At 73.1% G+C, this 12,636-nt stretch carries 8 protein-coding genes; 4 read left to right on the forward strand and 4 right to left on the reverse strand.

The features are described 5' to 3' along the window. Positions 1 to 34: 34 nt before the first annotated feature. Together ACWD6P_RS05865 and ACWD6P_RS05870 are read right to left on the reverse strand one after the other, a co-directional pair. Positions 35 to 1,381, reverse strand: a complete 1,347-nt coding sequence (locus ACWD6P_RS05865; RefSeq protein WP_451442785.1) for a copper amine oxidase — start codon at positions 1,379 to 1,381, stop codon at positions 35 to 37. A gap of 75 nt (positions 1,382 to 1,456) precedes the next feature. After that, complete coding sequence (locus ACWD6P_RS05870; protein WP_451442786.1) at positions 1,457 to 2,269, reverse strand: Tat pathway signal sequence domain protein; 813 nt, start codon at positions 2,267 to 2,269, stop codon at positions 1,457 to 1,459. A gap of 240 nt (positions 2,270 to 2,509) precedes the next feature. On the opposite strand from ACWD6P_RS05870, the gene glgX reads away from it, so the two are divergent. After that, complete coding sequence (gene glgX / locus ACWD6P_RS05875; RefSeq protein WP_451442787.1) at positions 2,510 to 4,723, forward strand: glycogen debranching protein GlgX; 2,214 nt, start codon at positions 2,510 to 2,512, stop codon at positions 4,721 to 4,723. Positions 4,724 to 4,823: 100 nt separating this feature from the next. After that, the gene (gene treY, locus ACWD6P_RS05880; RefSeq protein ID WP_451442788.1) at positions 4,824 to 7,367 is read left to right on the forward strand and encodes a malto-oligosyltrehalose synthase; all 2,544 of its coding nucleotides are present in this window, start codon (positions 4,824 to 4,826) and stop codon (positions 7,365 to 7,367) included. Between the two features lie 14 nt (positions 7,368 to 7,381). On the opposite strand, the gene ACWD6P_RS05885 is transcribed toward treY, so the two are convergent. Then, a complete protein-coding gene (locus tag ACWD6P_RS05885) occupies positions 7,382 to 8,263 on the reverse strand; it encodes a LysR family transcriptional regulator (protein ID WP_451442789.1) in 882 nt (293 codons plus the stop codon). A 114-nt stretch (positions 8,264 to 8,377) separates the two neighbouring features. On the opposite strand from ACWD6P_RS05885, the gene lpdA reads away from it, so the two are divergent. Further along, positions 8,378 to 10,033: a dihydrolipoyl dehydrogenase gene (lpdA, locus tag ACWD6P_RS05890; protein ID WP_451442790.1), complete on the forward strand. Its 1,656-nt coding sequence runs from the start codon at positions 8,378 to 8,380 to the stop codon at positions 10,031 to 10,033. Further along, positions 10,012 to 11,976 carry a tetracycline resistance ribosomal protection protein Otr(A) gene (gene otr(A) / locus ACWD6P_RS05895; RefSeq protein ID WP_451442791.1) on the forward strand — a complete coding sequence of 655 codons (1,965 nt, stop codon included), beginning with the start codon at positions 10,012 to 10,014 and terminating at the stop codon, positions 11,974 to 11,976. The genes lpdA and otr(A) overlap by 22 nt, the downstream gene beginning before the upstream one ends. Here the strand turns inward: otr(A) and ACWD6P_RS05900 are convergent. Then, positions 11,955 to 12,500 carry an FHA domain-containing protein gene (locus ACWD6P_RS05900; RefSeq protein ID WP_451442792.1) on the reverse strand — a complete coding sequence of 182 codons (546 nt, stop codon included), beginning with the start codon at positions 12,498 to 12,500 and terminating at the stop codon, positions 11,955 to 11,957. The genes otr(A) and ACWD6P_RS05900 overlap by 22 nt on opposite strands. Positions 12,501 to 12,636 lie beyond the last annotated feature (136 nt).

Below are 12,636 nucleotides of genomic sequence, written 5' to 3' on the forward strand. Positions count from 1 at the left end.
CAGCAGGATGGGTCGAGTCGAGTCTCAACTCCCCTTATTCATAGTGCCCGTTGTGACCGGACAGCGCGGGGGGAGTGAGCGGATTCATAGCGGTGACGTCGCGCGGCACCAGCTGGAAGCCCTGCCAGTGGACGGGCATCGGCTCCTGGTCCTCGTCCCTGGCGATGTGGTGGAACCCGATGTTGACCCACGCGATGGGGTGTTTCAGCGGCTGCCCGTTGACCCAGGTGTCGACGGTCTTGCCGGCGCGGGCACCACAGTTGGCGAGGTTGTTGCTGGCGAACTGCTCGCACTTGTTGTACTCGGTGAAATAGACGTCGTGCTTGGTGTAACTGCGGCCGGTGTACTTGCTGGTGTGGCCCGGGACGATCTCGTACGAGCGCGGATGCCCGTCCTTGTTCTTGCCGGTGGGGCTCACCACCCGCCACCAGCGCATCGGCCCGGCGTCCCCGGCGAGTTCGTTGGTGACGGGGGTGCGGGTGGTGCGAATGGTGGGCGTGCGGCCGCCGGGGCGGGTCGTCGTGGCGGAGTCGAACTGCTCGACCTTGTTGCCGGGCGCGCCGTCCAGGCCGAAGTTCAGCCGCCAGAAGACATTGTGGCTGTGGCTGGTGGCGTAGTCCTTGGCGCCCTTGCCGATCGGCATACCGCGGCCGTCGCCGGCGTCGTAGTCGCCGGGCGAGACGGTTCCCGTGGCGCCGACCTGCATGGTCATGGTGCCGTCGCCGGAGAACCGCCATTCGGTGATGTACTCGTACCAGCCGACCTTGTTGACGGTGTAGAGCAGCAGGTCCTTGCCCTGGAGCTGATGGGTCTTGGTGTCCTCCCCGGGGTAGACGCCCATCCGGTAGGCGTGGCCGCGGGCGCGGGTGGTGGCGCACAGACCGCTGACGTCGGGGTGCGCGGGGTCCCAGGCGCCGGGCACCTTGACGGACTTGACGGTGCCGCCGGGACACTCGGCGGGGTCGAGCTTCTGCAGGCCCTGGGCGAAGCCCTGCCCGGTGAGGTCGTCGTACTCGTTCCTGCCGTCGTCGTAGGGAACGTGGATCTGGGCGAGCTTGGCGGTGGTGAGCACCTTGATCGGGGCGGCCTCGCCCTTGGGCTGGTACGAGACGTCGTCCAGGACCAGGCCGGCGTTGCCCTCGTAGTGCCAGCACATCCGCCAGACGGTGCCGCCCTCAAGCGCCTGGGTGATGCGGTAGGCGGCGCTGCACTGGGGCGCCGGGGCGGGCGCGGCGGGCGCCTTGGGGGCGGCCTGGGCGGCGGCCGGGCCGGTCAGGAGGGCGGTCGTGGCGAGCAGCAGGGGGGCCGCGGCGAGAGCGGCGGCGCGGTGGTGCGGGCGGCGTCTGCGGGCCGGGGTACCGGTGGTGCGGCGTTGCGGCATGGTGGTGGCTCCTGTGCGAAGGAGTGGCAGGTCGATGGCGGCATCGGCCGACGTGGTCGGCGCGGTTCGCCGCGGTCAGCCCAGGCGGGCGACGGTGCGGGCGCTGAGGTCGATGACGAAGCGGCGGGTGTCGATCCACTGGCCGTTTTTGATCTTGGTGAAGAGGCGGATGCAGCGGTGCTCCCCGCACTCGGCGAGGGCGCCGGGCGCGTCGCCTTCCGCGCGGCCCCGGTAGACGAAGCCGGTCACGGCCAGCGGCCCGGGGCCGGTCAGGTCGCGCCCGGTGGCGTCGCGGTAGTCCTGCCGCAGGCCGGAGCCGAGCGGGGCGGCGATCAGCAGCCGCGCCGCCTCGACGGCCTCGTCGTGGCTGGGCGGCGGCTGGACGCCGTGCTGGGTGTCCGTCGACTCCACCTTCGAGGTGGTGAGGTTGACGGTCTTGGTGACGTAGCTGTCGCTCTTGTAGTCGTAGAAGGAGACATGGGCCCGGCGCGGCGGGTCGGCGAGCCCGGTCTCCGACGGGGTGAGTTCGGCCAGGTCGGTGGTGAGGGGCTCGGGCCCCGGCCGGCCAGCGACATCCCGTGCGACGCCGCGCACGGGGCGCGGCAGCGCCAGTTCCCGGGCGCGCCGGAGTTCGGCGTCGGTGAGCGGATCGCGCCCCTGGCCGCGCTCCCCCTGGGCGTGGACCTTCTCGACGACGCCGGGCGGCGGCGGCTGTCCCGGGTCGCCTCCCGGAGCGGCCGCGCCGGCTGCGGCGGGCCGGGTGCCGGTGCTGCCGGCGGCGCCGGCGTCGGCGGGCAAGGTGATCGCGGCCATGACGGCGGTGCCCGTCAGCGCGATGGCGGCGCCCGCGACGACCTTGCCGAGGTGGCGGTGCATCAGTTGGTGCACGGTTACCCCCTGCTGTCACATTGCGTGACACACATCTCGGTTCCCCCGTCAGTCCTCCAGTAGGACGACCAGTAGGACGATCCGACTTCGCGACAGGTTGCCAGCATTCAGCGGAGATCTCGGGAAAAGACCGCTGTGTACGAAAAGTTGCGACACCTTGCGGAAGGATTTTGCTTCGCTCCGCGCACGTGTGTCGTGGAGTCTCCGCAGCGCCCGACGAGAAAGTGGAAGAGTCTGAGCATGCAGGTCTGGCCGGGACAGATGTATCCACTGGGTGCCACCTATGACGGGGCGGGCACCAACTTCGCGGTGTTCTCCGAGGCCGCGAAGCGCATCGAACTGTGTCTGCTGCACGACGACGGTTCGGAGACCGCCGTCGAGCTGCGCGAGAGTGACGCCTTTGTGCGGCACGCCTACCTACCGGGGGTGATGCCGGGGCAGCGCTACGGCTTCCGGGCGCACGGCCCCTACGAGCCGCAGCGCGGGCACCGCTGCAACTCGGCGAAATTACTCCTCGATCCGTACGCACGGGCCATGAGCGGCCGGATCGACTGGGACGAGGCCGTCTACGGCTACCACTTCGGGCGCCCCGAGGTGCGCAACGACCTGGACTCGGCGCCCCACACCATGGCCTCGGTGGTGGTCAATCCGTACTTCGACTGGGGCGACGACCGTCCGCCGCGCACCGCGTACCACGAGACGGTGCTCTACGAGGCCCACGTCAAGGGCCTGACGATGCGCCACCCGGAGCTGCCGGCGGAGCTGCGCGGCACCTATGCGGCGCTGGCGCACCCGGCGATCATCGACCATCTGACGAAGCTGGGGGTGACCGCGCTGGAGCTGATGCCGGTCCACCAGTTCGTACAGGACCACCGGCTGGTGGACGCTGGGCTGACGAACTACTGGGGCTACAACACCATCGGCTTCTTCGCCCCGCACAACGCCTATGCGTCCTGGGGCGACCGCGGGCAGCAGGTGCTGGAGTTCAAGACGGCGGTGCGGGCGCTGCACCAGGCGGGCATCGAGGTGATCCTCGACGTGGTCTACAACCACACCGCCGAGGGCAGCCATCTGGGGCCGACGCTCTCGTTCCGGGGGCTGGACAACGCCTCCTACTACCGGCTGTCGGAGGACCGGCAGTACTACATGGACACCACCGGCACCGGGAACTCGCTGCTGATGCGCAGCCCCCATGTGCTCCAGCTGGTGATGGACTCGCTGCGCTACTGGGTGCAGGAGATGCATGTGGACGGCTTCCGCTTCGATCTGGCGGCGACGCTGGCCCGGCAGTTCCACGAGGTGGACCGGCTGTCGTCGTTCTTCGACCTGGTGCACCAGGACCCGGTCGTCAGCCAGGTCAAGCTGATCGCCGAGCCGTGGGACGTCGGCGAGGGCGGCTATCAGGTGGGCAACTTCCCGCCGCTGTGGACCGAGTGGAACGGCAAGTACCGGGACACCGTGCGGGACCTGTGGCGGGGCGAGCCGCGCACCCTGGCGGAGTTCGGGTCCCGGCTGGCGGGCTCGTCGGACCTCTACCAGGAGGACGGCCGGCGGCCGCTGGCCTCCGTCAACTTCGTGACCTGCCACGACGGCTTCACGCTGCACGATCTGGTCTCGTACAACGACAAGCACAACGAGGCCAACGGCGAGGACAACCGCGACGGCGAGCGCTACAACCGGTCCTGGAACTGCGGTGTCGAGGGGCCGGCCGACGACCCCTCGGTGCGGCGGCTGCGGGCGCGGCAGATGCGGAACTTCATCGCCACGCTGATGCTGTCGCAGGGCGTGCCGATGCTCAGCCACGGGGACGAGTTCGGGCGCAGCCAGGACGGCAACAACAACGCGTACTGCCAGGACAACGAGCTGTCGTGGGTGCACTGGCCGGAGCAGGGGGCGGCGGCCGGCGCCGAGCCGCACGGGTCCGACGAGGCGGACGGGGCGGATGAGGCGGACGAGGCCGCCGGGACGGAGCGGGTGCCGGGGGCGGACGAGGAGCAGCGGGCGCTGCTGGCGTTTGTGCGGCAGATGGTGTGGCTGCGGCGCGACCATCCGGTCTTCCGGCGCCGGCGGTTCTTCCAGGGCCACCCGATGGAGGGCACCCATGACGAGCTGTCCGACATCGCATGGTTCACCGCCGGCGGCGGGGAGATGGGGCCGCGCGACTGGCAGTCGGTGCACGCCAAGTCGCTGACCGTGTTCCTCAACGGCAGCTCGATCTCCGAGCCGGGTCCGCGCGGCGAACCGATCACCGACGACTCGTTCCTGCTGATGTTCAACGCCCACGACCAGGAGAAGGAGTTCATGGTTCCCGAGCACCTGGGGCGGCAGTGGCAGGTCGTGGTGGACACCGACCGGCCGCAGGCGGTGGCCGACGGCGGCGGCGCCAAGGTCAAGGCCGGGGACCGGCTGACACTGATCGGCCGGAGCCTGCTGGTGCTGCAACGGCCGGCGTAGCCGGGGACCGGCCCGGTCCGGGCACACCGACGGCGTTCGGGCGACGCCAATGCCGGACGCGGATGACACATCGGGCCCCCGGCGGGGTACGGGTGTTCCCATGACGCAGCCATCGAGTCCGTCGCCGACCGCCACCTACCGGCTGCAGCTCCAGCCGGACTTCCCGTTCGCCGCCGCCGAGCGGGCCGTCCCCCATCTGGCCGCGCTGGGCGTCTCCCATCTGCACCTCTCACCGGTGCTGGAGTCGGTGCCGGGGTCCACCCACGGCTATGACGTGGTCGACCACACGAGGGTACGGGCCGAGCTGGGCGGTGAGCGGGGGCTGCGGGCGCTGGCGGCGACGGCCCGTGCGCACGGCCTGGGCCTGGTCGTCGACATCGTGCCGAACCATATGGCCGTACCGGCGCCGGTGGCGCTGAACGGGCCGCTGTGGGAGGTGCTGCGCGACGGGCCGGCGTCCCCGTATGCGCGGTGGTTCGACGTCGACTGGGACGGCGGCCACGGCGGACGGCTGCTGCTGCCGGTGCTCCAGGGGCCGCTGGGCGACGAGTCGGAGCACCTCCGCGTCGATGCCGGGGACGGGCTGCTGCACTACCGCGACACGCACACCTTCCCGCTGCGTCCCGGTACCGGGGGCCTGCCGCTGCCGCGCCTCCTGGCGGCCCAGTGGTACCGGCTCGCCTGGTGGCGGCTGGCCCGCAGCGAGCTCAACTACCGCCGCTTCTTCACGATTTCGGAGCTGATCGGGGTGCGCGTCGAGGACCCGGAGGTCTTCGAAGCGACCCACGGCACGGTGCTGCGGCTGGTCCGTGAGGGCGTCATCGACGGGCTGCGCATCGACCACCCGGACGGCCTGGTGGACCCCGGCGGCTATCTGGCCCGGCTGCACGAGGCGACCGGCGGCCGCTGGACCGTCGTCGAGAAGATCCTCACCGGCGACGAGCGGCTGCCCGCGAGCTGGGCCTGCGCGGGGACGACGGGCTATGACGCGCTGCGGCACATCGACGGGCTCTTCGTCTGCCCGCAGGGCTCGGCGCGGCTCTTCTCCCACTACCGGGACTTCGTCACCCCGCTGGCCGACGAGGGCGGCGACTGGGAGGAGACGGTACGCCGGGCCGCGTACGAGGTCGTCACCCACGACCTGGCCGCGGAGGTGGAACGGCTGGTGCGGACCGCGGCGCGGATCAGCGCGCACGCCCTGCGGCCCGGCGACCACGCGCCCTGGGCGCTGCGGCAGGCGATCCGTGAGCTGCTGGTGCGGCTTCCGGTCTACCGGCCCTACCCCGCCGATGCGGCACAGGCGGTGCCGGACGCGGCGATGCTGGGTCGGGCGGCGGTGCGCGCGCGGGGCGCGTTCCGGGTGCCCGCGGAGGCGCGGGCGGTGGACCTGGTCCACGATCTGGCGCTCGGCCGGTGGAGCGACGGGGCCGAGGACGCGGAGGGCACGCGGGAGGCACAGGGCGCGCGGGAGGCGGACGACGGCGCCCCGGAACGGCAGACCGGGGAACGGCGGGCCGCGGACCGCGCCGACTTCGCCGCCCGCTTCGCCCAGACCGCGTCCGCGCTGCACGCCAAGTCCGTCGAGGACACCGCCTTCTACCGCTACCCGGTGCTGCTGTCGGCCTGCGAGGTCGGCCAGGACCCCGGGGAACCCGCGCTCGGACCGGAGGCCTTCCACGCGTACTGCGCCCGGATCCAGCGGGACCGGCCGGCGACCGGAACGGTGCTCTCCACGCACGACACCAAGCGCAGCGCCGATGTGCGGGCGCGGATCGCGGTGCTGTCGGAGTGCCCGGACCGGTGGCGGGACGTGCTCGGCGGGATGGGCGAGGCGGCGGTGTGCGGGGCCGGGGCGGGCGGGGCGGACGGCGCGGGCCCGGCGGATCCCATGGTGTCCTGGCTGGCCTGGCAGACCGCGTTCGGCCTGGGGCCGTCCGTCGGTGAGGCCGCTGCGGAGAGGGTGACGGCCGCGGTCCTCAAGGCCGTACGGGAGGCCGGGCTGCGCACCTCGTGGACGGAGCGGAACGGGGACTACGAGGAGGCGGTGGCGGAGTTCGTCCGCAACGGGCCCTGCGGTCCCCCGGCCGCCCCGCTCACCGCGCTCGACGAGGAGCTGGCCCCGTTCCTGCGCGCGAACGTGCTGGGTGCAACGCTGCTGCACCTGACCATGCCGGGCGTCCCCGACCTCTACCAGGGCACCGAACTCAGCTACGCCGCGCTGGTCGACCCGGACAACCGGCGGCCCGCCCGGTTCCGCCCGGAGCTGCTCGCCGAGCTGGACGGCGGGGCCGCGCCGCGCGATCTGTCCGGCGAGAAGCTGTGGCTGACGGCCACCGCGCTGCGGCTGCGGCGCGCCCACCCCGAGTGGTTCGGCGCCGGCGCCTCGTACGAACCGGTGCACACGGAGGGTCCGGCGGCCGAGCACTGTGTGGCGTTCTGCCGCAGCGGGCGGGTGCTGACGGTGGTGACCCGGTTGTCGCTGCGGCTGGCGGAGACCGGCGGCTGGTGGGACACCGGGCTGCGGCTGCCCGCCGACGGGCCCTGGCGCGAGCTGCTGAGCGGGCGCGAGCTGCCGGGCGGCGCGGTGGTGGGGCTGAGCGAGCTGCTGGCGACGTCACCGGTGGCGCTGTTCGTCCGGGAGTGAAATGTGACGCGCCGTCAGCTACCCGCCAGCTCCTGGTTGGTACGCAGCAGATCGGTGAACTCGGCCGCCGCACCCGTCAGTTGGACCCGCGAGAAGACCGTGATGTCGCGGCTCCACGGCGGGTCGGTGGGCACCGACGCGCAGTCCAGGCCGCGGAGTTCATGGGCCGCGGTCAGCAGGACGCCGACGCCCGCCGACGCCATCCGCACCGCGGTCGAGCTGTGCTGGGTGCGGACGGCGGTCCGCGGGGTGAAGCCCGCCCGCTCGCACTCCAGGTCCAGCCAGCGCCTTCCGCCCACCACCGGCTCCAGGCTGCAGCGCACCCACGGCCGGTCCGCCAGCTCCGCCAGCCGTACCGACGTACGCCCGGCGAGCGGGTCGCCGTGCGGTACGACCAGCACCATCCGCTCCTGCCCGACGACGGTGACCGGCCCCGGCCAGTCCGCGGGGCGCGGCCCGAGCGCCATGTCGGCGACACCGCGCGCCATGTGCTCGTAGAGCTCCTCGGTGGTGGCGTACTCATGGAGCACCAGGCGGACGCCGGGGTGCTCGCGGGCCCAGCGTGCGCAGACCTCGGGCAGCACCCCGATCGCCTGGGCGTGCACCGTCGCGATATGCAGTTCGCCGCTCTGTGCGCCGCTTGCGGCCAGTGCGGCGCGGCGGGCCTGCCGGGCGCTGCGTACGGCGAGTTCGGCGTGCGGGAAGTAGGCCCGGCCCATCGCGGTCAGCCGCACCCCGCGGCTCATCCGCTCCAGCAGCGGGCCGCCCACCTCCCGTTCCAGCGCCTTGATCTGGTGCGAGAGCGCGGACTGGGTGACGTGCAGCGCCTCGGCGGCGCGGGTGAAGGACTCCTCCTCGACGACCGCCACCAGGTACTCCATCTGCCGCAGGCTCATCGCCCCTCCCGCCATGTGCCGGACCGCCCATGAAGAGCCTTCATCGCCACCATAGAAACATTGCCTTGGACTCATCACCGCAGGTGGGCGGAGGCTGCTCCTATGGCTGATCGCATGAGTGAGACACCACCGGACGCCACGGACGTCCTCGTCATCGGCGGCGGCACGGGCGGCTACAGCACCGCCCTGCGCGCCGCCTCCCTGGGCCTGCGGGTCGTGCTGGCCGAGCGTGAGCTGATCGGCGGCACCTGCCTGCACCGCGGCTGCATCCCCAGCAAGGCCATGCTGCACGCCGCCGAGCTGGTGGACGGTATCGCGGAGGCCCGCGAGCGGTGGGGCGTCAAGGCCACCGTCGACTCCGTGGACTGGCCCGCGCTGGTGGCCACCCGCGACACCATCGTGACCCGCAACCACCAGGGCGTGGCCGGGCACTTGGCGGCGGCAGGGGTGCGGGTCGTCCACGGCACGGCCCGGCTGACCGGTCCCCGTACGGTCCATGTCGAGGGTGCGGGAACCTTCACCGCCCGGCGCGGCATCGTCCTGGCCACCGGGTCCCGGCCGCGTCTGCTGCCGGGCCTGGCACCGGACGGCCGCCGGGTCGTGACCAGCGACGACGCCCTGTTCGCGGCCGAACTCCCGGCGTCCGTACTGGTCCTGGGCGGCGGCGCGATCGGCGTCGAGTACGCCTCGTTCCACCGCTCCATGGGTGCCGAGGTCACCCTCGTCGAGGCGGCGCCGCGGCTGCTCCCGTTGGAGGACGACGAGGTCAGCCGCCATCTGGCGCGCGGTCTGAAGAAACGCGGCATCACCGTCCGTACGGGCGCCACGCTCACCGGGACCGAGCTGCTGCCCGACGGGGTACGGGCCACCGTGCGCACCGCCGGGGGCGAGGAGGTGGTGGTCGAGGCGGAGCGGCTGCTGGTCGCGGTGGGGCGCGTGCCAGTGACCGACGGGCTCGGCCTGGAGGCCGCCGGGCTGTCCGCGGACGCGCGGGGGTTCGTCGCGCCGGCGGACTGGTCGCGGCTGGAGACCGCGGTACCGGGCATCCACGTGGTCGGTGACCTGCTGCCGCCGCCGTCCCTGGGGCTGGCCCACGCCTCGTTCGCGGAGGGCCTGCTGGTGGCCGAGACGCTGGCCGGAGTCCCCACCCGGCCGGTGGACTACGCGGCCGTGCCGCGGGTGACGTACTCCTCGCCGCAGACCGCTTCGGTCGGTCTGACGGAGGCCGAGGCGCGCGCCCGCGGCCTGGAGATCAAGGTCAACACCATGCCGCTGACCGCCACCGCCAAGGGGATGGTGCACGGTCAGGGCGGCATGGTGAAGGTGATCGCGGCGGCCGACGGGGCAGGGGGCGAGGCCACGGGTGCGGTGCTCGGTGTCCATCTCGTCGGGCCGCAGGTCTCCGAGATGATCGCGCAGAGCCAGCTGATCGTGGCCTGGGACGCCGAACCGTCCGATGTCGCCCAGCACGTCCACGCCCACCCGACCCTCTCGGAGGCGGTCGGCGAGACGTTTCTGACGCTGGCCGGGCGGGGGCTGCACCAGCACCGAGCGGGCGGGGTGCCCCCTGGGGCCGGAGGATCGACGGCGACGGCGACGGCGATCAATTCGGTTGCGGCCCGGCCCACGGCTGGTCAGCATGGCCCCGTACGCACGCTCTTCCCCGACCAAGGAGCACGGAATGCGCGGATTCCTCGGAACGACCCATCGCCCCGTCCGGACGACAGTTCTCGAGGAATCCACCTTCCATGCTTCCCTCGCACACCCTGAACATCGGGATTCTCGCCCACGTCGACGCAGGTAAGACCAGCCTCACCGAGCGGCTGCTGTTCGACAGCGGCGCCATCGGCCGGCTCGGCAGCGTCGACGCCGGTGACACCCGCACGGACTCCGGCGAGCTGGAGCGGCAGCGCGGCATCACGATCCGCTCGGCCGTCGCCTCCTTCACCGTCGGCGACCTCCAGATCAACCTCATCGACACCCCCGGCCACTCCGACTTCATCGCGGAGGTCGAGCGCGCCCTGGGGGTGCTCGACGGCGCCGTGCTGCTGCTGTCCGCGGTGGAGGGCGTCCAGGCCAGGACCCGGGTGCTGATGAAGACGCTGCGGCGGCTGCGGCTGCCCACCCTGCTCTTCGTCAACAAGATCGACCGGGCCGGCGCCCGGGACCGGGCGCTGCTCGACGACATCCGCCGCCTGCTGGCGCCGGTCGCGGTCCCGATGACGTCCGTGACCGGCCTCGGCACCGCACGGGCGCGCTCGGTGCCGTACTCCCTGGAGGACCCGCAGGTCCGCGAGCAGCTCGCCGAAGCGGTGGCCGAGGCGGACGAGTCGCTGCTGGCCCAGCTGGTCGAGGGCCCGCCGCCGACCCCGGACCGGCTCCGGGCCGCCCTGGCCGCCCGCACGGCCGACGGTTCGCTCCACCCGGTGTACTTCGGCTCGGCGCTCGGCGGGCAGGGCGTCGGCGCGCTCGTCGACGGCATGACCCGGCTGATCCCGCCGGCCCCGGTGGGCGCGGGCACCGCACCCCGCGGCACGGTCTTCGCCGTCCACCACCCGCCGAAGGGCGAGCGCACCGCCCATGTCCGGCTCTACGAGGGCGAGTTGCGGCCTCGGCAGAGGATCGAGCTGCACCGGCCCGGTGCGGGGGACGGCGCGGGGGACGGCGCGGGCGGTCCGCTGACCGGCCGGATCTCCTCGCTCGATGTCATCGGGCGGCCGCCCGGCGACGACGGGCCGCTGACCCCGGGCAATATCGCGGTGCTGCGCGGACTGCCCGGCATCCGGACCGGTGACCGCATCGGCCCGCCCGCCGAAGCCCCCGCCGACGCCGCGCTCTTCCCCTCCCCCACCCTCGAAACCGTCGTCCGCACCCCCGATCCGGCGCGCGCCGCGGCCCTGCGCGCCGCGCTGCTGGCGCTCGCCGACCAGGACCCGCTGCTCCAGGTCCGTCCCGCGCCCGACGGCGCGACCTCGGTGCTGCTGCACGGTGAGGTGCAGAAGGAGATCATCGCGGCCACCCTGCGCCAGGAGTACGGCGTCGAGGCCGAGTTCGCGCCGAGCCGGGTGGTGTGCGTCGAGCGGCCGTGCGGCGTCGGCGAGGCGGTTCACGAGATCGCCAGGCGCGGCCACGTCGGGCCGTGGGCCACGGTCGGGCTGCGCGTCGAGCCGGGCGCCCGCGGCTCCGGCCCGGTCTTCGCCTACGAGACCGAACTGGGCGCACTGCCGCACGGCTTCCACCAGGCCGTCGAGGAGACCGTACTGGCGACCCTGCAGCGGGGCCCGCGCGGCCTCGCGGTGACGGACTGCCGGGCGGTGCTGACCCGGTCCGGCTTCATCGGCCCGGTCAGCACCGCCGGGCACTTCCGCACGGTCACCCCCGGGGTGCTGCTGCGGGCCCTGGAACGGGCCGGCACCCGGGTCTACGAGCCGTACCACGCCTTCGAGGCAGAGGTCCCGCTGGCCGCGCTCGCGCCGGTGACCGCCCGTCTGGCCGCGCTGGGCGCGGAGCTCGGCGAGACCTCCGGCGGCCGCCGGTCCTGGCTGGTCTGCGGTGCGCTGCCGGCCCGCCATGTCCAGGAATTCGAGGGGCTGTTGCCGGGCCTGACGCACGGCGAAGGAGGCTGGATGTCGCATCCGTCCGGGGATCGCCCGGTACGTGAGGATGCGGCAACGCTGCGGGACGGGGCGCCCTACCGCTCCGTCAGGACGTAGTCGACCCGGCCGAAGGTGATGTGGTCGCCGGGGCCGACCGGGACCTCGCCGACCACCCGGCGGCCGTTGACGCAGGTGCCGTTGGTGGAGCCGAGGTCGCGCAGCAGCCAGCCCTTGCCTGCGCTGCGGAGTTCGGCGTGGGCACGGGAGACCGTCTCGTGGTTGAGGCGCAGACCCACGCCGGGCGCCCGGCCTATCAGCAGCGGGAAGGGCCCCGGCTCGGGCAGCAGCAGCTTGGGCAGCCGCTCCGTGCGCCAGGCCCTGCGCACCCGGATGTGGAATGCGGACGCCCGGCCGACCATCCGCAGCAGGAAGCCCTGGACCTTGCCGCGGCTCTCCAAGTCGGCGGTCGCCAGGTCGAGTTCGGAGTGCTGCTGGGCGGTGAGGACGAGTTCCAGGCGCCGCAGGAAGGTGTCCTGGGACAGCCGTCCCTGGGCCGCGCCGTCGCGCAGCAGGTCGAGGGCGCGCTCCCGGTCGGCGTCCGACGGGCGCGCCGGGCGCGCGGGGAACTCGAGCGAAGTCATGCCGTGATTCTCCGGCGGCCGCGAGCCGCTGTCCAGGCGAGGTAGGTGCGCAGAACACTCGCCGGCGGTGCCGGCCGCTCGCCGGAACGGCCCAGTGCGTCGGCGCGATGTCGGCCCGCGCCGCCACGTCGGGCTG

The sequence above is a fragment of the Streptomyces sp. NPDC002446 genome (genome assembly GCF_053595675.1).

Excerpts from the sequence above, each read along its gene's own strand:
- ACWD6P_RS05865 (WP_451442785.1), bottom strand. The coding sequence starts at position 1,381 with ATGCCGCAACGCCGCACCACCGGTACCCCGGCCCGCAGACGCCGCCCG.
- glgX (WP_451442787.1), top strand. The coding sequence starts at position 2,510 with ATGCAGGTCTGGCCGGGACAGATGTATCCACTGGGTGCCACCTATGAC.
- treY (WP_451442788.1), top strand. The coding sequence starts at position 4,824 with ATGACGCAGCCATCGAGTCCGTCGCCGACCGCCACCTACCGGCTGCAG.
- ACWD6P_RS05885 (WP_451442789.1), bottom strand. The coding sequence starts at position 8,263 with ATGAGCCTGCGGCAGATGGAGTACCTGGTGGCGGTCGTCGAGGAGGAG.
- lpdA (WP_451442790.1), top strand. The coding sequence starts at position 8,378 with ATGAGTGAGACACCACCGGACGCCACGGACGTCCTCGTCATCGGCGGC.
- ACWD6P_RS05900 (WP_451442792.1), bottom strand. The coding sequence starts at position 12,500 with ATGACTTCGCTCGAGTTCCCCGCGCGCCCGGCGCGCCCGTCGGACGCC.